The organism is Nostoc piscinale CENA21 (assembly GCF_001298445.1).
In the GTDB taxonomy this organism is placed as follows: domain Bacteria; phylum Cyanobacteriota; class Cyanobacteriia; order Cyanobacteriales; family Nostocaceae; genus Nostoc_B; species Nostoc_B piscinale_A.
The window spans coordinates 1,742,888-1,769,293 of the sequence record NZ_CP012036.1; the positions used below are offsets into that span (position 1 = coordinate 1,742,888).

Genomic DNA, 26,406 nt, shown 5'->3' on the forward strand with positions numbered 1-26,406 from the left:
TACCTAAACAAATATTTTTTTGCCTCACGCAAAGGCGCAAAGACGCAAAGGAAAAAAGAGAAAATGAAGCTTACGCGAAGAACCTCTAAAGCTCTTATTTCTTTGTGTCCTTTGCGTCCTTTGCGGTTTTTTCCAAAATGATATGTGAGTTAGTTCCACCAAAACCAAAGGCACTTAAGGCTACGCATTTAGTCGAATTATTGTTAGGCCAGGGTGTTGTTGTTTTAACAATATTTTTGGGTGAAATGACAGTATTTTCTGCACCGATAGGTTCATCAATATTAATAGTGGGTGGAATCACACCATGATTCAGGCTGTAAATTGCTTTGGTTAAGCCCACCATCCCAGCACCTACTAACAAATGTCCGACGTTTGATTTAGCAGAACCGACTAAAGGTGATGCTTGATGTTCACCAAAAAAGCTTTCTACAGAACTACATTCTGTTGTATCGCCTAAGAGTGTACCTGTAGCGTGACACTCTAGATAATCAATCTCTTTGGGGCTAAGTTGGGCTTCTTGATATGCTCGTTCGTAAGCTAGGATTTGTCCTTTGGCGTTGGGGCTGAGTAAGTGTTTACCCCTACCATCGTTGGATAGTCCGTTACCGCAAACAGTGGCGAGGATATTATCACCATCTCTGACAGCATCACTGTAGCGTTTGAGAACTACCATACCGATACCTTCGGAGGTGATTAAGCCGCGAGAGGCTTTATCTAGAGGGCGGCTAATTCCGTTTTCTGGATATCCTTGAATACCAGAAAAGAGCATTCGTAAGAATAGGGGATCAGAGCAACTAATAGCACCAGCCAGCATTAAGTCGGCTTTGCGTGTCTGTAGGTAATGAGATGCTAGTTTGATGGAATAAAAGGCTGAGGAACAAGCTGCATCTATACAGAAATGAGTGCCTGATAGTGAGAGAGATTGAGCGATGAGGGCGGCTGGTAAACCAGATATCATCGCGTTGTAGGGCGATGGTTTGCTAGTTGGGGGGATGGCTGCTAAATGGAAATCTTGGTCTTGGAGAAGTTGAGCGATCGCACCATCAATTGTGCGGCGATAAATGGGGGATAATAATTGATTAGAAAGTTTTGTCGGTAGGGAGAGGGTTCCTAAAATTACACCGCATTTGGCGAGGGCTTGTTGATTACCTAAATAGCCGCTATGTTGGACTGCTTGTTTAGCTGCGTAGAGTGACCATTTAAAGGTATTATCTAAGCTATTTACTAAGGTTGGTGGTAGGTTGTATTCGCTGGGGTCAAATTGAAAGTTGCGAATAAATCCACCTTGGAGGAAGTAAATTTTTTCCGGTTTGCCTTTAGCAGAGTCGTAAAATATTGTGGGATCAACACCAATTTCGGCAAGTGTAACTTCTGAGGTTGAGTTTTTTTGGTCGGTGATGTTTTGCCAAAATTGTTCGGGATTATTCGCGTCGGGAAATAGGCAAGATATACCGATGATGGCTATTTTTTCCACTGTTGTTGTCCTCGTTGGGGTGGGCTTTTGGATTTACGATGTTCCCCGGAGTGGAAATTAAGAGTTTATTTCACGCAGAGGCGCAGAGGCGCGGAGAGTTGGGAAGGTGTGTTTTCCCAGAGTATTTTTTTAACGAACCACAAAGAGCGCAAAGGGCGCAAAGAAGAGGAGGGTTACAGAGAAATAGAGATGAGTTTACTATTGCTATTTTAAACGCAGAGTGAAGGGAACTTTCATCTGCGTTGATCGGCGGTTATTTATTCATCATTCTCATAGGCCAAATTACTGCTTTGGCTCCGAGGATGCGAGAATATATTTTACCTTCGCGGTCGTGGATGTAATAGTCGGAGGTTACACCTGTTGCTGTTTTTGCTTTGACTTCGCAGGAAACGTAGAAGGGTTCATCGCAAGGTAAGGCGCGGAATTGTTCGGAGTGGGTTAGTTGTCCTGGTAGGCAGATTTCTTGATGGAAATGGTTTAGCCAAACCCATAGGGGTTGCGTGCTTAAATCGTTGGCGTATGGGTTATGCCAATTGATAGGAAATTGCCCTTGTTTTTGAGCAGAAATTGATGCCCAGTAGCATTCGGCTGTAATTTTTTCTGGTGTAATGTTGATGACTCTGGTGATTTTTTGAAATGCTGGGCCGTGGAATAATGAGGAGCTATCTTTTTGATAAAAGTCTGTGCCAGTAGCGGTGATGATGTTATCTTCGGTGAGGTTTACTGATTCGTAAATGGGGGCTTCTGGCATTTTCCGCACGATTTTGATTTGGGCGCGGAAGTGATAATGAGTTTTGCCTTCAGGTGTTTTACTTAAGATTGTGGTTTGTAATTCGACAAATTCAGATTCTTTTTTAGCGAGTTCTTGAACTTCGAGAATGTGTTCGCTGACGTTGGAATTAGCGAAGGTAATTCCTTTGAGAACTTTGAATTCTTTACAACTTAAATAGCGATAGCCTGGATGCAATTCTTCACAAGCATTAATCATCCAAGACATGGCGCAGGTTGCTGGTAATACGGGAGAACCAGCGATGACATGATCATATAAGAAGGGGTTTGCTTCTAATACAATGCGGCGACGAATGCGGTAGCTTTTGAGTTCTGTATCTAATGGTGCGGGTGGGCGAATTGTAGGGCTACCGATGACTACTTGTGTGGAGTCATGGTGTGCGGGATGCAGTTCGTTAACTAGCATTTGTGTGCCAATATCTACGGGGATAATATCAATTCCGCGTTCAGCGAAGGCTTTTTTGAGTTCTGGTGTCACCATCCCGCTATCCCAGCCGCCCCAGTTGATTGCAACTACGTGACAATTGGGATGCTTTTGTTTGAATAGATGCGCTGATTTGTTGAGAATTTCGTTAGCGATCGCATAATCAGATTGCCCAATATTCCCGTAAAATCCAGTTACGGAGGAGAACAATACTAACTGTTCTAGTTGATTGGGGTTAACGCAATTCAGTAGATTTTCTAAGCCTTGAACTTTAGCGGTATAAACTTTTTCAAAGTCTTGGTCGGTTTTCTTTTCGATTAATTTATCAGCTAAGTTACCCGCACCGTGAATAATGCCAGTAATTGCTCCTGTACGTGCAACTGTCGCTGCTAGTTTTTGTTGTAATTCGGCAACATTTGTGACATCAGCACTCAGATATTCAACTTTCGCGCCTGTTGCTCTAATTTCTGCTATTGTCTGTTTAATTTCGCGGCTAGAAGCAATTTTGTTATATATTTTCTGCACACTCATGGGTGTAGGCTTCTCGCCTTGAGCGAGAAGATTTTCCATGATGCGTTTTTTTAATGCAGCATCTTCAAAACAATCTTTGGCGAAGTCTGGTTCGTCTTCTAATATTTCTGAACGACCGAGAAGAATAAATGTACAAGGTTGCTGTTGTGCGAGTTTTTTAACGCAGAGGGAGGTGATTCCTTTCGCACCACCACTAACGAGAAATACTGATGAGGAACGAACCAGGGTTGCTGTTGTCATATTTATTTATTGAAGATTTAGAATTTAAACGAACCGCCAAGGCGCAGAGGACGCGGAGGAATGAGAGTTTAAGAGAGTTGTTCTGTGCGCTCTTCTCTGCGCCTTTGCGCGAAACTTTACTTAACTACGGAAGCCTTCAAAGTAACTCGCCCTTGAGAACCATAAGCGACTTCATTGATATAAAGATTCGAGTCGCACAGTTCGCCAATAATATGTTCAGCCGATTTTTGTGCATCTATCGCTGGACTTAAATCAATTGAACGAGCAAATACTTTTGGCCATTCCCATCTCAGGGTTTTGGTGAGTCCGAATAAACCACCTGCGATCGCTCCATAATTGGTGTTATGCTCTAACCCAAATGCTCCATCTAAGCGCACTACTGTGAGGAAGGAACTACGGGTGTAATTTGCTGTTTCGGTAAGGGATTTCTTCAAGTGTTTAGCTACAAAGAAGATGTGCTTAACTATCGCTTTGTCCTGTTCTACAGCCTGTGGATGGATGTGAATGAAACTGCCAATTGTGCCAATATTAGTTGCGATCGCGGATAATTTATGTTGGAGTAATTCTTCACTCATATCTGCAAGGGTGATACGTTCTACACCAGCAGGTAAGGGTGCTTGTTGCGCGATGATAGCTTGGGGGAAGCTTAATACTACTACTTTCCAACTGCGATCGCACAGGGTTTGCACTACGTGGGAGGTGGTGAGGGAGCCATCATCTGTGATTAAGCAGATGTGTCCCTCTGGTAAACTGAACTCTAAGCTGTCGGGTAGCGGGAGGATTTTTAGTTGCGCGGGACGACGCGCAACGTTATCAATTACTTGGACTGGCTGGAAGTCCCAGTTAGAATCAGGCTTTTTTTTTTTCACCCGCAACTAGGCGTTGCAGGTAATCAACTATTTGACCGATAGTTCGTAAGTCACCTAAGTCTTCAACGTTTGGCTTGGGTAGGTTGGGGTAAGTTTCCTGCATTGCGCCTAAGATTTCTACCCGTTTGATGGAGTCGATACCTAAGTCCGCTTCCATGTCCATTTCGAGTTCCAGCATCTCGACTGGGTAGCCAGTTTTATCGCTAGTAATATTTAACAGTGTTTGGGCGATGTCTGCGTAATCTGTAGTATCTTCTACAATTTCTGCGACTAGAGTTTCAGCAATTACTACTGGCTCAGGTGCAGTTACTACAGGAACTACAGGTATGGTAGTAGCGGCTGGCATTTCTGGCATTGCTGGCGCGGGTAACACTGCAACTCCAACACTAGGATTTCCCGAAGCATTAGTTTGCAGATATGTAATAATGTCGCCGATGCTGCGTTTTTCTGCTAATTCTTCTAAGTTGGGCTTGGGTAAATTAGGATACATTTCTTGTAATCCACCCAAGATTTCAACTCGTTTGATGGAGTCGATACCTAAGTCGGCTTCCATATCCATCTCTAATTCGAGCATTTCGACTGGGTAGCCAGTTTTATCGCTGATAATAGCCAGCAAGTTTTTATCTAAGTCAGAGACATCAACCGCAGGTGCTGCTACAACAGGTGCGCTAACTACAGCTACAGGCTGAGGTGTAGGAATTTGAACTACTGGTGCGGGTGTTTCAACTACAGGCGCAGGAGTGAAAGCAACAGGTGCTTCAATTAAAGGCGCAGGTGCAACCGCTACAGGTTGAGGTGCAGGTGCAACAGGTGCTTCAATTACTGGTGCAGGTGCAACCGCTACAGGCTGGGGTGTTGGTGCAACTGGTGTTTCAACAGGTTTGTGACCATTACCGTTACCATTGCCATTTTTCGCTACAGGCTCCACTACTGGAGTTGGTGCAACAATTTTGGTGGTTACAGGTACAGGTGCATCGCTGACAGGGGTTGGTTCAACTGCAACACCACCAGCAATTAACTGTGAATATTGTTGCTGAATGAGATTGAAGAAGTTTTTAGCGTATTCAACCTGTTCCAGAAGATATTGTTCATGGATGCGGAGAGTTTCACCTTGTTGGTTGTGAAACTGCATCATACTGCGTTCCACACCTTCCATCACAACTAGCTTCAGTTGCGCTACCTCTTGGGAAGACTTGGCGTTAGCGAACAAAGCGTTTTGCTGCTGCATCAGTTGGAAGAATGCTTTGGTATATTCCATCTGATGGTTGAGATACTGACCGTGAGTTTGTAAGTTATCAGATTGATTCTTTTGGAATTGGGTCAGCAAGTACTCTAAGCTTTCTAGCATTCGCTGGTAATTTACCAAGTTTTCAGGTTTTGGCATATCAGTTTCCTGGGCTAGTTGATTAGAAAGGATCGCAGGAATCATTTCTGGTTCTGGTGTTGGTTCGGTGATGATATTAGTGATAGGAGTAACTTCAGGTGCGGGTTCCGGTTTGATTATTTCTTGAAGATTTACACCTAAACTCTCCGAAACTCTTATCTCTTGGCGTTCTTCGCGCTCTTGGCGGTTCGTTTCAGAAAACTCTGGAGTAGCACTAACCACTGGCGCAGGTGCAGCAGGTAACGAAACCTTATGTCCACTCTCCAAAGCTTCCTTAAAGCCGTTTCTAGTTTTTTCCGAAACGTAGTTAATACCATTGAGACGCACACTCAAGGTTTTCTTCTTCTCAGCAGGTAATGCAGGTTGAACTTGATAGGGGTCAAGATTCTTCAACTGCATCCCAATGACGCGCATTTGTACTGCTGCTTCCCGCAGAGACCGATCGCTATTCTTCTGAGTGCTAGGATTCAATGCGATAGTAATATGAGGGCGATCGCCTAAAATATCCTTAACTAAGTTAGTCAGAATTCTTTTCGGCCCGAATTCCACAAAGCAAGAACCACCAGCCGCGTAAATATTCTCAATCTCCTGTTTAAACAGCACCGAACTTGCAAGGTGAGTTTCCAGGATGCGCTGCATTCCTGCGGGGTCTTGGGGATAAGGCTTACCAGTAACATTGCTGAAAACTGGAATTTGAGCAGTATTAAATTTGACTGATTTAGTAGCGATCGCAAAGGACTTCTGAGCAAAAGCAATCAGTGAAGTGTGGAAGGCTGCGGAAACAGGTAATTGTACAGCCGCGTATCCTTGTTCTTGCAAAGTCTGACGTACTTTAGCGATTTCTGCGGTCGGCCCTGCCAACACTACCTGAGTCGGAGAATTAAAGTTAGCAATGGATACTTGCGGATAGTGCTTCAGTATCGGCTCAATTTTGTTGATGTCTTCTTTGACAGCCAACATTGTACCTGCATCGTGGTCTGGGTCTTCTGGTGCAGCCATCGCTTGACCCCTAGCTTTCACCAAGAACAGGTAATCTTGCTCACTTAATACACCCGCAGCCCACAATGCTGTTAATTCCCCGAAGCTGTGTCCAGCAACGAAATCAGATTTGAAACCAGCTTTTTGCAGGATGGAATACAGACCAGCACTAAATACCCCAATTGCAGGTTGAGCGTATTCTGTGCGTTGCAGTGCTGCAACTTGAGCATTTTTCTCTGCTTCTTCAAATGTCGGGCGAGGGAAGATAATTTCCGAGAGAGGCTGCAAGTTATCTTTGAGTAACAAACTATCCATGTAACCATGTAACCGTTGCATCTCAGGGAAGTTCATTACCAATTCACGACCCATTTCTAGGTATTGGGAACCTTGACCAGAGAACAACGCGACAACTTTACCGCCTAACTCCATACCAGAGGCGCGGTAGTAAATACCTTGGGGATGTTCCCAAGATGCGGCTGAACCTTTGAGTTTCAACCAGTCGATACTGATTTGCAGCATCTTGCAAGCTTCTTGCAGGTTCTCAGCAACAAAGCCAACTCTCGCCGCAGTTTGGGGAATTTCTAGAGATTGACTATCTTGCACCAACTGAGAAAAATGTCTCTCGCCGCCTTCTGATTGCAACTTCCATAAATCTGCTTCGCACTTGCTGAGTAGTTGCGCTGGGTTATCTGCAAACAGCAGGATTTCTTGGGGTGTGCTGTGTATCCGGTAAGGCTGATTTTGTCCGGCTTCGTATTCTTCTAGAACTACGTGGTAGTTTGTACCACCAAACCCGAAGGAACTGACACCCGCGCGTCTTGGTGCTTCGCCCTCTGGACGAATCCAAGGTCTTGTTTCAGTATTAAGATAAAATGCCGAGTTGTTAATGTCGAGTTTAGGATTCGGCTCGGTAATGTTAATAGTTGGCGGTAAAATTTTGTGATGTAGTGCCAAAGCAGTTTTAATTAAACTTGCCGCACCCGCAGCCGCTTTGGTGTGTCCGATTTGAGATTTCACACTACCTAAAGCGATGTGCTGCTTTTTCTGGTCGTATTCACCAAAGAAGTCTCTTAAAGAACCGAATTCGGTGGGGTCGCCAGCCATTGTACCTGTACCGTGGGCTTCCATCAGACCAACGGTAGCCGGAGAGAAACCAGCATCTTCGTAAGCGCGGCGCAAGGCGGTTACTTGACCTTCTTTGCGAGGTGCATAAATACTCTTGTAGCGTCCATCGCTAGAAGTACCAATGCCTTTAATTACAGCGTAAATTTTATCGTTGTCTCGTTCAGCATCTTCTAGACGCTTGAGAACAATCATCCCGATACCTTCACCCAGCATCATCCCATCAGACTTAGCATCGAATGGTTTAACACTTTCACTAGGAGAAACCGCCGGGGTTTTGCTGAAGGAGATGTAAGCCATGATGGTGTTGTCGGTATCTACACCACCAGTCAGCATCATATCGGCACGATGTTCGACTAGTTCGCTAATCGCTAATTTCAACGCACCGAAGGAACTAGCACAAGCCGCATCAACTACACAGTTAATCCCGCCGAAGTTCAAGCGGTTGGCAATACGTCCAGCCACAACGTTAGCCAGCATTCCAGGGAAGGCGTTTTCATCCCATTTGACGTAAGCAGCTTTGATTTTGTCAACGATTTTTTTAGTGTCTTCGTCAGACAAACCACTACTTTTAAGAACCTTTTCCCAAATTGGATATTCTAACCGTGCAGCCAGTGGCATTCCCAATTGTTTAGCCATCGCTACACCGAGAACTACCCCAGTTGTTTCGCGGCTAAACTCACGAGATTCACCATAGCCAGAATCTTCCATTGCTTCTTTTGCAACTACCAAACTTAGTAGCTGTGAAACATCTGTAACTTCTAAAATGCTGGGAGGAATACCAAATTCCATCGGGTTAAAATCTACCTCTGGAATAAAGCCACCGCGTTTACAATAAGTTTTATCTTCTGGGGTTCTGGGGTTGGGGTCGTAATAATCTTCTACGCTCCAGTGAGTAGGAGGTACATCAGTAATACAATCGATTTTGTTAATGATATTTTGCCAATATTCCCGCAAATTTCTGGCTTTCGCAAATAGCGAAGCCATGCCCACAATAGCTATAGGATTTTGTTCCAGTCGTCTGTTAAGTTTGTTAATCGACATTGGTTTATCTGTCGTCATCTTTTTTTTCCTCTATATACCGAATCAAAGTTTTTTCACAACTGTTGATCTGGGCTTCTAACTCTGCCAAAGCAGCATCAATTGAATAAGCAGACATAGGACATAGACAGTTTTAAATTACTGTGGATTGTGAAGCTACAGTAGTCTTTGTTACCCGTCAAAAAGTATCTGTCTGTTGTGACAAGCAACTAGCTATCCTATGTGTGAAGGCTAAATGCTTTTTTCCTAACAAACACTACACAATTCAAATCAAGGTGAAGAATGAAGTAGGCAGGTACAAATGTCATTTGTCCTTGGTCATTTGTCATTTGTAAAGTTTATAGACATAACCTAGTAACATTTATTCGCACCACCATAATGAAGCCTTTCTACCCTTCTCCTAACAGAGACGCTGCGCGAACGGGAACGCCTGCCGTAGGATGCCCTTAGGGCTGTAGGGCGAACATACTTCATAATTCATACTTCACACTTCTCTTGATATTGCGGTAGCAAGTCAATAACGTTGTTGAAACTGGTAAAATAATCTTGGAGCGCGTTAGCTGCTTGACCAGTGAATTCAAGCCATTCGTAGTGGTAGAAGTTTTGAGCAATAGTATCCAACTGGAACACTGGAAACTTAGGAGTAGCCATGAGGACAGAAACGCTTTTTTCTCCCAAACTCGTTTGATTATCTAGCCTAACAGCAGCAACGTAGCTGGTATTAATGACAACGTTCTGTATCTTGATAAATGCCATAGCCAGTTTCAACGTCCAGGATAATATATTGTACGAAATTCGACCCAGAAAAGTTGACAAGTTCGTTACCGAAAGAACATCACCTCTACTTTGAATTTCACAGCAATTTGAAGAAATTAATCAACAGTTACAAGGTGATGGTGATGCGACTTTGTATAGTATGTTTCTCATCTTCAAGCACAATAAATGTGTTCTGTTTCCGTTGGGCTTTGAAGAGTTGAATTAATAAAAAGAATAGCACACTTCACATAAACTAAATCATTTCTTCAAGGGATTTTAAGAAAAAAATCTGGCTTTTGATGGATGTTGATGTTAAATACAATCTGCATTATAGGTATATTTAGAAACTTATATTTAGTGTTTGAAAATTTGAGCGATCGCCTACCCTGCACAAACCACAGCTTAATTTCATAGATATTTCTAAAATCAGGGTATTCAGTAGAAAAATCATGAACAAATACATAAGCATATATCTTGTTTTTTCAGCAGAGCCTCATAATATGAACTAAGTTTTTGATGAATTTTTAAAATAAGGCGAAACCTAACAGAAATAAGTTATTAATCAAGCAAACATTAAAATTTTAGAAAGTGCATTATAAACAATAATTTGATGACATTTGATGAATTACAAACATTTGAGGATTGAAATGTATATCTGCCAAAAACGTTACAGAAGATGAGGTGTTCCAGATCCCCGACTTCTTAAAGAAGTCGGGGATCTAAGTTCTTGCAAATGATTTAAACACCCACCATTTTTTGCGCTGGCTTGCTAGTCCATTGTTGCCAACGCATTACACCGCGATTAACTAATTGAGGACTTTCATCTCCAATAAAACAGATGCGTCCTAGTCTTTCGCAAGCGATAAGTATTTCACCTTGCCCCATAAACGGGGCAATCACAAAATTATTGGGACTGGTGTAGAAATTGATGAGATAATTGACAACCCCTTCAATACCTTCTATATGAATAGTTGATTGCGGTTTAGCAATTGAATGATGTGAAAAAATGCCTACATAAAGGTTGTTTACTAACAATTCATATTGAAATGGCATTTTGTTATGTTTGTAAAAATCGTAAATTTGTCCTTCAGAACGGAGGACAGCGACAACTCTGGCTTCGTCTACTAAATAATTATGTTGCCATGTAGAGGATACAGTAGCGATCGCCAGTGCTGCATCTGAAGGTAACAAATTCCGAAACTGTGAAGTGTAAGTATCGCCACAATAAACCAAATGTCTTCCTAGCATCCATTCCTCACCAACTTTTATGGCGGGTTCTAAATTGATTTTTGGTTGCTCAATTACTTGTTCTACCTGGCGTTGCACCTTTTTCAGTGCTGATTTCGCTTCTTTCTCCGCCATAGCACTTTTAAAAGCTAATGTCTGTAACTCTTTTTGCTTTTTCTTAGCTTCTGCAATTAATTGCGCTTGCTGCGCTACTGCTTGTTTATCTCCTTGCTTTTGAGCTAATTCCAAAGCTTTTTGTGCTTCTTCGGCTAAACTGCGTTCTTTGCTACCAGCCCTGGCGATTTTTAATAGTATTGTGGGACTATCAGCCAAGGGTGTACCTTTAATCATCTGTTTGACATCTGGATGGATACTTTTAGCAATTTGTTTTCCATGCTGAAAGGTGCGCTCAGAGTAACCAACTTCCTTCGCCAACTCAATAGTGCGTTTGGGAGGTGGTGAAATGGTTGCACCACCTTTGAGAGTATGTTGGTTATCCCCTGCTTTCGCCCGTAATCCCATCCGCTCTAAAATCTGGTCGCGTTCTAACCACAGTTCTGAACGCTCTAGGGGTTCTAGCTCATTACGAATCAAATTTTCGTCAATTTCTGCCAACCGCGCTTGGTCAGCATCTTGATAATTGACAATACGACATTCAATAACCTCAAGCCCCAAAAGCTTACAAGCTGTGAGCCGATGCAAGCCAGCAACCAAGTTCAAATTCTGATCTACCGTGATGGGGTTTAATAAACCATTAGTTTTAATTGAATCTTTTAACTCATTAACTTTATGAGCATTAACAGGACGGCGGTTAGAACCTATATGAATTTGATTAACGGCAACTTCAGGCATAATTACTGTTTTGATATAAATTCAGATAAAACAACCAAGATAACACGCAAAATTAAAATGTTTAATTCTAATTAGTGAGTCTAATCCTAGAGTTTTGTTCCTGAAATAGATAAAGAGTGATGAAAATTACTTAAATTTGGTCACAAATTTTTCTTGTCCAATACTGTATATTACCTATTGCCTAATAACTCATGAAAAGCTCACTTCAGCAACACCCATTGGTTGACAATATTAAAGTAATTTGCAAAAATTAGACACAGTTTATCCAGTTATTCTAAACGCTTCATTTTCACAAATTTAAATTTTTTAGTTAGCTCTATCGTATTTTAGAATACTGGATTTGATACGAAATTAAGATAAAACTGAGAAAGATTTAGAGTAGCACCTTCTGTTATTTATCCGCAAAATTAGCAATAAACTCTGGTTTAAAGGCGTACAACAATTTCCATAGAACTGTACAAAAAGTATGAAGTCTGAATTATGAATTGAAAGAGATTTTTTATACTTCATTCTTCACCTTAATTATCGGGATTTCAGGTTTCTGGCATAGCACAATTGGAATAAAAATATGGCACTAAAAAGATACGGCCACTTGTTTTCAAAACCCTTGAGTCGGTGGCAAATAATTTTGGCAGCTTCTATTACTGTAGCTGCGGCTGGGCTAGGAACTTTTTACACTGTTGCACCAAAATCAAACCGTGTCGCAGTTCAAACTACTCAAGCAACAACACCAAAACCCGCACCTGTAAAAGTTGCAGTTACCGCTTTAGGACGTTTGCAGCCAGAAGGTGAAGTTACTTTTTTGTCTGCACCTAATTCTATCAACGGTGTACGTGTGGAAAAACTGTTGGTAAAAGAAGGGGATGAAGTCAAAGCTGGGCAGGTACTGGCATATTTAGAAGATTATGGACGTGCCACAGCTGCCCTGCAACAATCTTTAGATAAATTACAAGTTGCCAAAGCTAAATTAGCACAAGTAAAAGCTGGCGCAAAATCTGGAGATATCGAGGCGCAAAAAGCCAGCATTGCGAATTTAGCATCTCAATTAAAAGGAGAAGTTGCCACTCAACAAGCAACTATTAACCGCATCCAAGCTGAAGTTGATAACGCTCAAAAAGAGAATGATCGCTATCAGCAATTATACAAACAAGGTGCGATCGCTGCTTCTGTAGCAGACAGCAAAGCCTTACAACTCAAAACCACCCAACAACAACTCACAGAAGCTCAAGCTGCACTGACTCGTATCCAAAACACCCTAAAAGACCAACAAAAAGAAGCTCAAGCCAGACTCAGCAGTATTAAAGAAGTACGTTCTGTAGATGTTGAAGCCGCGCAAACAGAAGTTAAAAGTGCAGTCACAGCAATTAAACAAGCCAAAGCTGACTACGAATTAACTTACATTAAAGCTCCTATTGACGGTAGAATTCTCAAAATTCACGCCAAAACTGGCGAAGTTATCAATACTTCTGGTTTTGCAGAAATCGGTAAGATATCGCAAATGTATGTAATTGCAGAAGTATATCAAACCGATATTCAAAAAGTACGTATAGGTCAAAAAGCATCAATTACCAGTGCTGCATTCGCTGGTAAATTACAGGGAACTGTCAAAGAAATTGGTTGGCAAGTTGACAAACAAAGCATCTTTAGCCTCAACCCCAGGTCTGATACCGACCGCAGAATTGTTGAGGTCAAAATCTCTATTGATAACCCCGCAGATAGTCAAAAAGTAGCTCGAATGACAAATCTGCAAGTGGATGTATCTATTCAAATTTAGTCAATGGTCAATAGTCAAAATAACAAATGACCAATGACAAATGACTAATGATAAATAACAAATAACAAATGAATCCATGAATTTCAAGATTCCTTTAGCATGGCTACAGCTTGCTCAACAAAAGATTCGTTTTGTCGTTGCTGTAGCCGGGATTGCTTTCATTGTGCTACTAATGTTTGTCCAGCTAGGGTTTCAAGATGCACTGTATTCTAGTGCCACCGCAGTACATCAAAGCTTACGCGGGGACTTATTTTTAGTTAGCGCACAATATAAGTCTTTGACATCTAATCAAAGCTTTTCTCGTACTCGTTTATATCAATCTTTAGGGTTTGAAGGGGTTGAATCTGTCAGCCCTATGTACTTGCAATTTGCCAAGTTAAAAAATCCTGTCAATGGCGAGAAATATTCTATCTATGTGATTGGTTTTGACCCAGGAAATCCGGTGCTGAATATCCCAGAAATTGAGCAGAATTTAGACAAGCTCAAAATTCCTGATGTCATGCTTTTTGACAGAAATTCTCGTCCAGAATTTGGGCCAATTGCTGCGAATTTTGATAAGGGAGATACTGAACAAACCATTGAAATCTTTCCTTTTGATGGCCCCATTGGCTATAACGTGCGAGTAGGTGGGCTATTTAGCTTAGGTCCTTCCTTTGGTGTAGATGGTAACTTAATTGTCAGCGACTCAACTTTTCTGCGGATAAATCCAAATACTCGTCCAGCAGAAAAAATCGACATCGGTGTAATTACTCTCAAGCCTGATGCCGATAAAGAAAAAGTTTTAAAGAATTTGCAAGCCAATTTACCTAATGATGTTCTAGTTTTTACTCGTCAAGGCTTTATAAATTTTGAGAAACAATATTGGGCAGATAGAACGCCAATTGGTTTCATATTGAACCTAATGTTAACAATGGCTTCTGTTGTAGGTGTGGTGATTGTCTATCAAATTCTCTACAGTAATATTGCCACTCAATTTATTGCTTATGCGACATTGAAAGCCATTGGTTATCCCAACTCTTATTTGTTAAAAGTGGTATTTCAACAAGCATTAATCTTGGCATTTCTTGCATATATTCCAGGGTTTATTACTTCCATAATTTTGTATGACTTTGCAATGGAAGCAACAAAATTACCCATCATGATGAATGGTACAAATGCCTTGATAGTGTTTATTTCAGCAGTCTTAATGTGTATCACATCTGGCGCACTTGCTATTAACAAATTACGTTCTGCTGACCCAGCAGATATCTTCTAAGAAGTGTGAAGTATGAAGTCTAAAATAACATTCATTTTTAAGCATTCATACTTCCAGATGAAATTCAAACTTTAGTAAAATAATAACCCCTGATGAACTTAGACAAAAAAACTCTCCTGATTACTGGGATTGATGATTTTATCGGGTTGCGTGCAGCCGAGTTAGCTATAGCGCAGGGAATGAAGGTGCGCGGGTTGCAAAGTTCTAGCGATCGCAAGATACCACAAAATCTCAATGTAGAAGCGATCGCTGGTAACATTACTGACCCAAAAATTGCCCAAAAAGCTTGTCAGGGAGTAGATATTGTTCTCCACACAGCCCAACTTACCCAAGAAGCTGGCCCCATCAAAGAGTTTCGGGAAATCAATGTTAATGGTACTCTCAACATAGCAAAAGCCGCCAAAAACGCTGGCGTTAAAACCTTCGTCCACCTCTCTAGTGCGATGGTGTATGGCTTTGATTATCCTGATGGCGTAAGCGAAACTGGCCCTTTATCTGGTGATAATAATCCTTACTGTCAGACCAAAATCGAAGCAGAACAAGAACTTATACCCCTCAACGCTCCACCAGACTTTGGTGTGATTGTGATTCGTGCAGGCGATGTCTACGGCCCTGGCTGCATCCCTTGGATTATCAGACCACTTTTGATGATGCGTCAAAAGCTATTTGCTTATGCTAACGATGGTCAAGGAGTCATCAACCATCTGTATATAGATAATCTGATTGATGCCATCTTTTTAGCCATCCAAAAAGAAGCTTACGGCGAAGTTTTTAATATCACCGACGGTCAACAAACTTCCTGGAAAGAGTATTTTATGCGCTTGGCTGCAACTGAAGGTTTACAGGCTCCGATGTCTGTACCAAAAGATGAAATTAAGCTATTTCTCAAAATCCGCAGCCAAGGACAAAAATTATTTCGCAAAAAAGCTGATATTCTCCCAGAATCAGTTGATTTTATGACTCGCCCCTACGCTTATTCTATTACTAAAGCCCAAACTTTGTTAGATTACAAGCCCAAAATTGATCTAGAAGAAGGCTTGCGTAGAACATCTGAATGGGTGCAGAAGACAGATATCCAAAAACTAGCCAAATAGACGGCTCTCTTCTCTGAGTCCTCTCGAAGTTTGCTCAACGCGGGGAACCCGCGCACGCAACTTATCTCTGTGTCTCTGCGGTTCGTTAACAGAAATAAACCACAAAGGCGCAGAAAATACAGAGATAAGAATTTAGAAGTTTTCCTAATTGTCAAAATTACCAAATTAATGAATCATCATGCGTAACATTGCACGTTGGTCTTACTTTGTGCTTTCTTCTTTAATCAGCATTTATTGTATTAAACCCGTAACCGCAGAACAAACCGCAACACTAACTATTGTCGTCAAAAATGTTCGTCATCAAAAAGGTGATGTGTGCTTCCGCATTTACGCTGGGGAAAAAGGATTCCCGATGAGCGATAAAAGTGAAGTTCAAAGCGGCTGCGCCAAAATTACAGGTAATACTGTAGTTAAGAAATTTTCTGGTTTAAAACATGGTACTTATGCAGTAGCAATTGTTGACGACCAAAATGGCGATCGCAAATTAAATACAGACTTTTTCGGTATCCCCAAAGAAGGCTTTGGTATTTCTAAAAATCCTACTGTTTCTGTTCAAACAGGTACACCAAAATTTCGTGACGCTAGTTTTGTAGTTAACAAAAACACCAGCATCAATATTGTCATGAAATACTCTCTTGACCCATAAGAGGGACAAGGGAGACACGGGGGACAAGGTGGACAAGGGGGCAAGGTAGACAAGGTAGAAAATATATTTGTCACCGTTGTCTTCCCCCTCGCCCTTGTCACCCTTGCCACCCGCCTCACCCTCATCTCCCCAACTCCTCCTCACATCTCAATTACATGGAAGCATTTACGATATTCCTGTCTAAGTCTTTGCTGGGTTGGCTGGCTATTCAGGTGTGTCTAGCACTTGTTTTCTTGTTCTACTTGCGCTTCAGCAAAAGAAGCTCATTAGCCGATGAGCAGCTACCCAAAACGGCGGTGATTCTTTGTCTACGTGGAGCTGATCCGTTTTTACCGGAATGTTTGCGATCGCTTCTGACGCAAAATTATCCACAATATAATTTAAAACTAGTTGTCGATAGTCAAACAGATCCAGCTTGGCAAATAGCCCACGATACTATCAATCAGCTAGGCGCAACTAATGTTGATATCAGCTATTTAAGGGTAATTCGCCACAATTGCAGCCTCAAATGCAGCGCCCTTTTACAAGTCTTTGCTGAATTAGATGATGCTTACGAAGTTGTCGCTTTTGTGGATGCTGATACGGTAGTTCATCCCGACTGGTTGCGAGAATTAGTTAGCCCTTTATCTCATCCCAAAGTTGGCGCGACGACTGGTAATCGTTGGTATATACCAACTGGTAAATATTGGGGTTCTGTAGTCCGCTATGCAGGCAATGTTTCTACAGTTGTGCAGATGTTTTTATTTGGCATTCCTTGGGGCGGTACTTTAGCCATCAAAACACAACTACTACGCCACACCGGAATACTGGATATGTGGGGTAAAGCCTTAAATGAAGACTTGATGATGCACAAAGTTTTGAAAAAACATGGAATGCAAATCAAGTTTGTGCCTTCTTTGATGATGTTAAATCGGGAAGAGTCTGATTTACTCGGCTTAATAGATCATCTCAAACGACTGTTTTTATACTCTCGACTTTATCATCCGCAATGGATAGCTATAGTTGGTGATGTAATTTCTAGCATTTTATTTCCCGCAATCACAATTGTTTTGTTAATAGCCTCTTTGTGGGATGAAGAATGGCAAACCGCAGCCTTATTATTTCGCTCTTATAGCATCTACACTCTGGGACTACTTTTACTCATGTTGATATTAGAGTTAGGAGTCAGACCAGTAATTTTACATCAAGGTCAGTCAGTGACAAAATTATCCATCGGCACAATATTAAAAATGTTGATTGCCATCCCGTTAACACAATGGGTATATGGTTTAGCCATGCTTAAGTCTTTATTGAAATCAACTGTTAAATGGCGGGGTGTTATTTATCGTGTCCAAGGCCCTTGGAACATTCGCTTAGTTGAATATCAAGCTTATGATTTTTTGGATCAACCAGTAGATAGCAAAATATCTTTGTGAATCAAAAGGAGCTAGTACAACAAGGCAAAAGTAAAAAGTAAAAATTCAAAAGAAAGAATGGTAATACCACAATTCTTTTAGCAATTACTGATGGTCTTTTATTTACGCCAAGCTGTACTAGAGACTAAACAAGATTTATAGCGGCTTTAATCGTCAATCGTCAGATCCCCGACTTCTTGAAGAAGTCGGGGATCTAAAAGTCCAAAATCCTAACGAACTCTGTGTAAATCCTGCGTCAGTTGACTGTTATTTTTCATGAGTCACAAAAGCTATTTATAGCTTTTCTATCAGATGCAATTGCGTAGGGTTTCTCAAACATGAATGAGTTAATAATATTTTTGTCTCGGTGCTTGTTGAGTTGGTTAGCAATTCAGGTGTGTTCGGTGTTGGCGTTGTTGTGGTGTTTGTCTTCACGACCACAAGACCCATTACTAGATGAAGAACTACCAAAAACGGCAGTAATTCTTTGCTTGCGTGGTGCTGATCCGTTTTTGCCAAATTGCTTGCGATCGCTACTTCATCAAAACTACCCTAACTATCATTTGAAGTTGGTTGTGGATAGCATCGAAGACCCAGCATGGCAAATAGCCCACAATACTATCAATGAACTAGGGGTGACTAACGTTGATATCCAACCACTCAAAATAGTTCGTAATAGTTGCAGCCTCAAATGTAGTTCCTTAATTCAAGCTGTCTCGGAACTTGATGAGTCTTACGAAGTTGTGGCTTTAGTTGATGCAGATACAGTCGTGCATCTCAATTGGTTGCGGGAATTAGTCACACCTCTCAATAACCCGAAAGTTGGTGCAACCACAGGAAATCGTTGGTACATTCCAACAGGTAGGTATTGGGGTACTGTAGTCCGCTATATCTGGAATGTTTCTGCACTCGTACAGATGTTTCTTTATGGCATTCCTTGGGGTGGAACTTTAGCAATCAAAACCTCTGTACTTCATCAAACTGGACTGCTAGATAAGTGGAGTAAAGCCTTTGGCGAAGATACGATGATTCGTAGCGTCTTAGGTAAGCATAAACTCAAAGTTCAGTTTGTGCCTTCTTTGATTATGTTGAATAGGGAAGAGTGCGATTTACCGAGTTTAAGATACTGGTTTCAACGTCAATTGCTATCTTCTCGCTTGTACCATCCTTTATGGATAGCTGTAGCTACTGATGTGATTTTCACAATTTTGCTACCGAATCTTTTATTGGTAGTATTTTTCGCAGCTCTGTTGATTGGAGAAGGAGACAGTGCCAATTTAGCTTTGAGTTGGTATGTCAGTTATATGTTGGCTTTAGTGATGCTGATCCTCTTTTTAGAGTTAGGAGTCCAGCCAGAAATTCGCGCTCAAGGTCAACAGGTAACAAAACTTTCAGCAGCCGTAATTGGGAAAATTGCTATAACTCTGCCCTTCACACAATGGATTTATGGGTTAGCTATGTTAGCATCGTTTCAGATGCCGACAGTCCATTGGCGTGGTGTGATATATCAAGTTCAAGGCCCTTGGAATATCCGTCTTGTAGAATATCGTCCTTATCATTTACAAGATCAACCAAGCGATCGCAAAGTTTCTCTCTAACATTCAGAAGTCAGATGTGATCTTCTTGCTATTCAACACTCAGTAATGAGTGTGGTAAGAAGCTGATTTATTAATCCTTCTGACTTCTGACTCCTGACTTCTTCTTCCAGGAATTTCTCTAGCAATGCGTAAATCCTCAAATTAGCGTTTTTCGGTGTGAGCAAGTAGTTCAGTTTTGCAAGTTGGCTCCGATAAAAAATTAACAAACTAACTAAAATCATGCAAAAGCAACAGCTACGCATTGCGCTGTTTACAGGATTGTATTCTCCTTTTCTGACAGGAGTTTCCGTTGCAGTTCATCAAAGAGTTCGCTGGTTGTTACAACAAGGACATGAAGTTTTACTTGTTCATCCAGAAATTAACGATAAATACCCCAAAAAAGTGAGTGATCGCCCCATGCCAGGGCTAGATGAATTAAAGTCTTTTCCGACTTTTTATTCATATATATTCCCCACAGAGCCTTTAATATTTTATAAGTCTCTCCCCCAACCATTAAACTATCGTCATTGGAGTGATAATAAACTACTAAAACAATTTCAACCAGATATTATTGTGGTTGAAGAAGCCGCCCAAATGCGGGGAGTATATTCAGCCTTTTTGCAAGGTTATGGTCGCCCTGTTGGAGTAGAATATGCAAAAAAAACTCATACTCCAATTATTTCAGTTTTCCATACTGATATTGTTGCCTACATCAAATATTATTTAGGAGATACATTTTTTAACCTCCTCCGCCCAATTATTCCTTTGATAGTTAGGCAGTTTAGTGAATCTTACGACCTGAATTTATTTTCTTCTAAAGAACAGCTTGCAAAATACCAAAACCTCCAATGTCAACGTAGTGAATATCTTCCCTATCAAGGAATTAATTGCGAAAAATTTCATCCCCAGAACATCGTTTATAACCCAATACCTGATGACAATCGACCGACCCTATTATTTGTAGGACGCGTTACAGCCGAAAAAAATGTTACTCAATTAATAGATGCTTTTCCCATCATCGCCACTAAAATTCCTGATGTGCATTTAGTGATTGTTGGTAGCGGCCCCTTAGATGCCGAAATTCGTCGGCGAGCAGCAAAATTTGGTTCTGGTATTACTATCTGGGGTGAGTCACACGGTACAGAACTTTTAGGCTGGTTTGCGCGTGCAGATGTATTTGTGAACCCTTCAGTAACAGAAAACTTCTGCACCACAACTAACGAAGCCTTAGCTTCAGGAACTCCTGTAGTAGCGGTGACTGCACCCTCAACATCAGAACAAGTATTTCCTGGTCAGAATGGCTTTTTAGCGGAACCAAATAACCCTAGAGATTTTGCTCACAAGGTAATCGCTATCTTAGAAAATCCTGAACTCAAAGTCGCAATGAGCGAACAAGCCCGTCCTTCTATTCTTCAGTATGATTGGTCTGCTTGTATGGAGAAGTTTGAGGCCAGACTTTACGAAGTAGTGCAAACATCTCAACCACGAAAACCCACAGTTGTCGGATAACTTGAACACCGCTCCAATTAGCTAAAAATAAAGCAATCCCAAATAATCTGGGATTGCTTTATTTTTCATGCTTCTGGTAACAAGAGTTCGTCAAAGTGACTATAGTTATTTAATATACAAAAATCAGGGGCCATTTTACTGGGTAAATGAGCGATCGCTAAAATCGATGATTTATTATCTCGTGGTGTAAGTCCTAGTTAATATACAAATATGCTCATACTTGATGTTCGAGAATCCATCAGTAGACTCTAAGTATATTAATTTTAGGTATTTATATGTTTCTAGTAACAGGAGCAACGGGGGGAATTGGTCGTCGTGTTGTGCGACTGCTACGCCAACAGGAACAACCAGTCAGGGCATTTGTGCGCCTGACCTCACGTTATAGTGAGTTAGAACATCGGGGTGCAGAAATCTTCATTGGTGACTTGCGCCAAGCCAGAGATATAGAAAAAGCTACTCAAGGTGTCAAATATATTATCAGCACTCACGGTTCTGATGGCGATGCACTCTCACTAGATTATCGCGCCAACATAGAACTGATTGACCAAGCAAAAGCTAACCAAGTTCAGCATTTTGTGTTTGTGTCTGTATTGGGAGTCGATCGCGGCTATGAAGATGCGCCTGTATTTAAAGCCAAACGCGCAGTCGAACAATATTTAGTAGATAGTGGCTTAAATTACACAATTTTACGTCCATCTGGACTAGCATCAAATTTGCTGCCACTGGCAGAACAATTTCGAGAAACAGGGTTGTATTTATTGATTGGCGATCGCAAAAATCGTAGCTCAGTTGTGAGTACAGACGATTTAGCAAAAATGATAGTCGATTCTGTCAAACTTACAGAGGCGCGTAATCAAATATTGCCAGTCGGGGGGCCAGAAATTTTGCAACGGGAAGATATTCCACAAATTTTTGGTCGAATTTTTAACAGAGAACCGATAGTCATCAACCCACCAGTTTTTTTAGTGGATGGGGTCAGAAATTTTATTGGTTTGTTCAGTCCGCAAACGCAAACAGCTTTGGGGACTTATCGTACATTGCTATCTAATGAATTTTTCTGTAAAAAAGATGAAATAGCTAACTTAGAGAGAATTTTCAATTTTCAATTAGAAACGTTGGAAAATTTTTTACGACGCTATTTAGCAGTTTAAATCAGGGGGTAGAGGTTATAGGTTAGTTTAAGACCAATCCCTAGCCTCTAGTCCCTAACCCTTAGCCCCTAATCCCTCCTATTAAATTTAAAAATTTATGACTTCTCCCCTATTTGCCAATGCTGCTCAAGCGCGTCAAACAAAACAGCGATTTGCCAAGCCAGAGGATCAACTGTCTTATGAGTTAGGTAAGGCAGTTCAAGAATTGCCACCGCTTTATACTAGATTTTTAGCTGGAACCATTAGTTTAGCGTTATTCGGCACAATCGCCTGGGCGCATTTCTCGGAAATTGACGAAGTAGCGATCGCTCAAGGGGAATTAATTGCTTCAACTCAAGTCAGACCTTTGACATCCCTAGGGAATGGGATGATTTTAGCGGTGAAGGTGAAAGAAGGCGATCGGGTGACCAAAAATCAAGTGTTAGTTGAACGTGACCCCGATTTCCAAAAAACAGACGTAAACCGCCTGACAGAATCTAGCAAATTGATTAAAGATGACTTAGAGCGTTTGGATGTAGAACGCATCGGCGGTCAAAGCACTGGTGAGAAACTACAAGATGAACTGTTGACTGCTCGCTTACGCGATTATCAAGCACGTCAAGCCAGCGCCGAAGCCGAAGCTAACCGCCAACGCGCCCTCCTCGACCAAGCAAAAGTCCGCTTGACAAGATTGCGAGAAAATTTAGAAACTGCCAAAACTGCATTAGTTAACTCCAAAGCTAACTTAGCTAATGCTCAAAATATCCGCGCAACAGTCAAAGAAGCATTAATAATTGCCAAAAATCGAGAAACCAAACTCCGCACCTTGATTACTCCTGGTGCTGTCCCTAGAGTTGATTACTTAGAAGCTCAAGAAAGATTAAATCGTGCTACTACAGATGTCACTCGTGCAGAAGATGAAGTAACCAACGCGAGTAATAGAGTCGCAGAAGCACAAGATCGAGTGGTATCTCTCGAAAAAGACATTGCAGCCCAAGTCCAAGAAGTCCGTCAAGCCGAAGAAGCTTTTCAAGGGGCGCGTAATCAAGCACAACGTGTAACATCTGAGCGTCAAAGTGAAATTTTGACTCAAATGAACAAGCGCAAAGAAGAATTAACCACCGTCTCTGGTCAATTAGCCCAGGCGAAAAAGCAGCAAGACGGAGAAACCATCAAAGCACCTGTGGCTGGGACAATCTACAGAATTAAGGCTACCAAAGGCCCTGTACAATCAGGGGAAGAATTACTGTCTATCTTGCCAGATGGCGAAGAATTAGAACTAGAGGTGAAAGTCCTCAACCGCGATATTGGTTTTATTCGTCCAGGGATGAAGGCAAAGGTTAAAATGGCTACTTTTCCTTTCCAAGAATTCGGCACTATTGATGGCACAGTAGTACAAGTTAGCCCCAACGCCGTAGTTGATAAAGATTTGGGTTTGGTTTTCCCCACCAGAATTCAAATGAATAAACATTCCCTAAACGTACGGGGTAAAGAAGTAGTATTTACACCAGGTATGGTGGCTACAGGAGAAATTGTCACGCGCAAGAAATCAATTTTAACTTTCCTTATCGAACCCGTAACTCGCCGATTTAGCGAAGCTTTTTCTGTTAGGTAACAAGTTATATCATGTCCGACCAAACGCTTGTCATTACCTAAGCGTCAGCCTTCCCGTAGAATACGTAGCCATAGCGAAGTGTAGACGCAAAGCGGCTCCTTCGCTACTGCGTTTACGTTCATACCCGCAGCCTAACTTTACAGTTTCTGCTGCTTCGGCTTATGCGATCGCAACTTTAGCATGATTTTGCTATATAAACTGTTATAGTTTTATCTTGACTTTTAAAACCTGGAAGCATGATCTAGCCGCCTTTCATTGGCATCATAAGCTTACCATCGCGGCAAAGTTATGGGTAAAGTCACAAAGCAGGCTTTGTTTAACTTTGTTTTTAGTGGGGGTGGAGGGACTTGAACCCTCACGACCGTTTAAGGTCAACGGATTTTCATTCTCTTGCAGCTTTCACTACTACCTAGGAGTTTTAACTACCTTTTGGTTTTGAGAATTGGACTCTCCCTTTACCCTCGCCTTTACGTTAGGGTAGCTCCCGTCGAGTCTCTGCACCTTCCTAAAACTTTGAGTTTAAGTTCAAAAGTATGAATTTTAAACTTACTCAGCACTTTTAACTCAGCACTTGTTTTAGGCTTGGCTCAGGATTGCCTTGTCTGAAAACAGATTTAGGTTTCCCTGAGTTTGAGAGCTTCCACTTGAAGAATTTCTTCATCAAGGCTCAGTTTTCTAAGTCCGTAGCGTCTGCCATTCCGCCACACCCCCAAGTTTATTTAGGAGTCATTTATTTTTTGGAGGTAACAAATACTCCCTCATCTATTCCACCATCAATTGTGCATTTTGTGAACTAGGTAAAAAAAAATTTTGTCTGTGTTGGGCGATCGCATTACTTTTTGCAATTTATCGCTTTAGACAAGCATCTTTACCTTGGTGTTACAAGTACACACATCAGATACTGGCTTTGCTATTGTAGCACTATCCTAAAATTTGTCCAGCAAAAGAGCAGAATTTTTGGACAGTTACATAAATAGGACTCTTCAGCCTATGATGAAAAACAGATGCACCAAATGGCCTTGTCTACAAAGAGAGAAAACCTATGATCGTAGCCCTGCTGTATCTGATTTTGGCTGGCGCTTATTTATTAGTCCTCCCTGTGGCTGTAATGTTTTACATGAAGCTGCGATGGTATGCAGCTACCTCTATTGAGCGTGCTTTTATGTACTTTTTGGTTTTCTTCTTCTTTCCCGGTTTGTTGGTTCTGTCGCCCTTTGTGAACCTGCGACCACAACCGCGCAAAATTGAAGCTTAACAAGATTGGTAGGTCATAACTCTCATGCGACGCATCGACGCTCTTGGAATTGGTTTAGGCATTTTTATTGCTGGTGGCTTGGCTTATGTGGGATTACAACTTGTTGGCTTAGATGCTCAACAAGCTGGGATATGGAGCCAAGCTGTGCTAGTGGTGATTGGCTTGGTTGGTTGGGTAAGCACTTATGTTTACCGCGCTGTGAATAAAAATATGACCTACCATCAGCAACGGGAAGACTATGAACAAGCGTTTTTCCAAAAGCGGTTGGAAGAACTTACGCCAGAAGAACTAGCAAAAATTCAAGCCGAGGTTGAACAAGAAAAACAATCTCAGATTTAAAGTGATCATTTTATGAGTCAATAGTCAATAGTCGGTGAAGAAGGGAACAGGGAACAGGGAACAGGGAATAGTGTTTCTAGTTCTGGGATTCAAAGATATTGACTTCCATCGGTACTATCCGTTTTCTCGTTACTGATTCATTCTTTTGACTGTTGACCCTTGACTTTTGATTTTTGACTAATGACCGCCATTTCCGATCGCTTTGAAACCTTAAAACGGAATCAAGAGTGCGCTCTGATTCCGTTTATTACTGCTGGTGATCCAGATTTAGCAACCACCGCATCCGCTTTGAAAATTTTAGATAATAGCGGTGCTGACTTGATTGAACTCGGTGTACCTTATTCTGATCCTCTGGCGGATGGGCCAGTGATTCAGGCGGCTGCTACCCGCGCTTTGCAACAGGGAACCAAGTTAGAAGACGTTCTGGAAATGTTGCAAGATATTACCCCCAGCTTGCAAGCGCCAATTATTTTGTTTACTTATTACAACCCAATTCTGCACCGGGGTATTGAAAATTTTCTCCAGCAAATTGCCAAGGCTGGGGTAGCAGGATTGGTAGTACCTGATTTACCTTTAGAAGAAGCGGCTGGCTTGCTCAAACCTGCTGATGAGATCGGGATTGATTTAACTTTATTGGTAGCGCCTACTAGTTCGGCTGATAGAATCGAAGCGATCGCTCGTGCTTCCCAAGGATTTATTTATTTAGTGAGTGTGACTGGGGTAACTGGGATGCGATCGCAAATGGAAACACGCGTATCGGATTTACTCCAGCAAATTCGTAATGTTACTAATAAACCCATCGGGGTTGGTTTTGGAATTTCTCATGTTGAACAAGCCCTTCAGGTCAGAGATTGGGGAGCAGATGCCGCAATTGTTGGTAGTGCTTTTGTCAAACGTCTAGCAGAAGGTACTCCTGAAGAGGGATTAAATGCGATCGGCCAATTTTGCCAAAGCCTGAAAGCTGCTCTACGCAGTTAGTCGGGAGTAGGGAAAGCCAGGAAAGAACAAATGACTGTTGACTCTTAACTCATGACTTTCTTGCCACCTCAGAAAAAGTAGATTAAGAATGTATAACAGTATAGTTTTTTTACCCTAATTTAGTAGACAATTTGACCTTTATGGTCTTGAATA

At 41.5% G+C, this 26,406-nt stretch carries 16 protein-coding genes and 1 pseudogene; 12 read left to right on the forward strand and 5 right to left on the reverse strand.

Annotated elements, in window-relative coordinates; genetic code table 11:
• Nucleotides 1-94: 94 nt before the first annotated feature.
• From ACX27_RS07650 to ACX27_RS07675, 5 genes and pseudogenes are all read right to left on the reverse strand, one after another.
• Nucleotides 95-1,474: a beta-ketoacyl [acyl carrier protein] synthase domain-containing protein gene (locus ACX27_RS07650; protein ID WP_062290478.1), complete on the reverse strand. Its 1,380-nt coding sequence runs from the start codon at nucleotides 1,472-1,474 to the stop codon at nucleotides 95-97.
• A gap of 253 nt (nucleotides 1,475-1,727) precedes the next feature.
• Nucleotides 1,728-3,458 (reverse strand): SDR family NAD(P)-dependent oxidoreductase, encoded by a 1,731-nt coding sequence (locus ACX27_RS07660; protein ID WP_062290484.1) that lies wholly within the window; start codon nucleotides 3,456-3,458, stop codon nucleotides 1,728-1,730.
• A 116-nt stretch (nucleotides 3,459-3,574) separates the two neighbouring features.
• Nucleotides 3,575-8,970, reverse strand: a pseudogene (locus tag ACX27_RS07665) (beta-ketoacyl synthase N-terminal-like domain-containing protein).
• Nucleotides 8,971-9,329: 359 nt separating this feature from the next.
• Complete coding sequence (locus ACX27_RS07670; protein ID WP_062290487.1) at nucleotides 9,330-9,608, reverse strand: hypothetical protein; 279 nt, start codon at nucleotides 9,606-9,608, stop codon at nucleotides 9,330-9,332.
• A 738-nt stretch (nucleotides 9,609-10,346) separates the two neighbouring features.
• The gene (locus ACX27_RS07675; RefSeq protein ID WP_062290489.1) at nucleotides 10,347-11,687 is read right to left on the reverse strand and encodes a ParB N-terminal domain-containing protein; all 1,341 of its coding nucleotides are present in this window, start codon (nucleotides 11,685-11,687) and stop codon (nucleotides 10,347-10,349) included.
• Nucleotides 11,688-12,255: 568 nt separating this feature from the next.
• On the opposite strand from ACX27_RS07675, the gene ACX27_RS07680 reads away from it, so the two are divergent.
• The 12 genes from ACX27_RS07680 (at nucleotide 12,256) to trpA (ending at nucleotide 26,253) form a co-directional block, all read left to right on the forward strand.
• Complete coding sequence (locus tag ACX27_RS07680) at nucleotides 12,256-13,461, forward strand: ABC exporter membrane fusion protein (RefSeq protein WP_062290493.1); 1,206 nt, start codon at nucleotides 12,256-12,258, stop codon at nucleotides 13,459-13,461.
• 76 nt (nucleotides 13,462-13,537) lie between these two features.
• Entirely contained in the window at nucleotides 13,538-14,716 is a 1,179-nt protein-coding gene (devC, locus tag ACX27_RS07685; protein ID WP_062290495.1) for an ABC transporter permease DevC, read from the forward strand.
• A 92-nt stretch (nucleotides 14,717-14,808) separates the two neighbouring features.
• Nucleotides 14,809-15,810 (forward strand): NAD-dependent epimerase/dehydratase family protein, encoded by a 1,002-nt coding sequence (locus tag ACX27_RS07690; RefSeq protein WP_062290499.1) that lies wholly within the window; start codon nucleotides 14,809-14,811, stop codon nucleotides 15,808-15,810.
• A gap of 178 nt (nucleotides 15,811-15,988) precedes the next feature.
• On the forward strand, nucleotides 15,989-16,456 hold the full coding sequence (locus ACX27_RS07695) for a DUF2141 domain-containing protein (RefSeq protein ID WP_062290502.1): 468 nt from the start codon (nucleotides 15,989-15,991) through the stop codon (nucleotides 16,454-16,456).
• 155 nt (nucleotides 16,457-16,611) lie between these two features.
• Complete coding sequence (locus ACX27_RS07700) at nucleotides 16,612-17,871, forward strand: glycosyltransferase family 2 protein (RefSeq protein WP_062290505.1); 1,260 nt, start codon at nucleotides 16,612-16,614, stop codon at nucleotides 17,869-17,871.
• A 317-nt stretch (nucleotides 17,872-18,188) separates the two neighbouring features.
• A complete protein-coding gene (locus ACX27_RS07705; protein WP_062290508.1) occupies nucleotides 18,189-19,448 on the forward strand; it encodes a glycosyltransferase family 2 protein in 1,260 nt (419 codons plus the stop codon).
• Between the two features lie 219 nt (nucleotides 19,449-19,667).
• Nucleotides 19,668-20,936 carry a glycosyltransferase gene (locus ACX27_RS07715; RefSeq protein ID WP_062290515.1) on the forward strand — a complete coding sequence of 423 codons (1,269 nt, stop codon included), beginning with the start codon at nucleotides 19,668-19,670 and terminating at the stop codon, nucleotides 20,934-20,936.
• 275 nt (nucleotides 20,937-21,211) lie between these two features.
• Complete coding sequence (locus ACX27_RS07720) at nucleotides 21,212-22,087, forward strand: SDR family oxidoreductase (RefSeq protein ID WP_062290519.1); 876 nt, start codon at nucleotides 21,212-21,214, stop codon at nucleotides 22,085-22,087.
• Between the two features lie 97 nt (nucleotides 22,088-22,184).
• Complete coding sequence (locus ACX27_RS07725; RefSeq protein WP_062290523.1) at nucleotides 22,185-23,681, forward strand: beta-barrel domain-containing protein; 1,497 nt, start codon at nucleotides 22,185-22,187, stop codon at nucleotides 23,679-23,681.
• Nucleotides 23,682-24,723: 1,042 nt separating this feature from the next.
• Nucleotides 24,724-24,936: an NAD(P)H-quinone oxidoreductase subunit L gene (gene ndhL, locus ACX27_RS07730; protein ID WP_062290526.1), complete on the forward strand. Its 213-nt coding sequence runs from the start codon at nucleotides 24,724-24,726 to the stop codon at nucleotides 24,934-24,936.
• A 24-nt stretch (nucleotides 24,937-24,960) separates the two neighbouring features.
• Nucleotides 24,961-25,275 carry a DUF3007 family protein gene (locus ACX27_RS07735; protein WP_062290529.1) on the forward strand — a complete coding sequence of 105 codons (315 nt, stop codon included), beginning with the start codon at nucleotides 24,961-24,963 and terminating at the stop codon, nucleotides 25,273-25,275.
• Between the two features lie 180 nt (nucleotides 25,276-25,455).
• On the forward strand, nucleotides 25,456-26,253 hold the full coding sequence (trpA, locus tag ACX27_RS07740) for a tryptophan synthase subunit alpha (protein ID WP_062290532.1): 798 nt from the start codon (nucleotides 25,456-25,458) through the stop codon (nucleotides 26,251-26,253).
• Nucleotides 26,254-26,406: the final 153 nt, after the last annotated feature.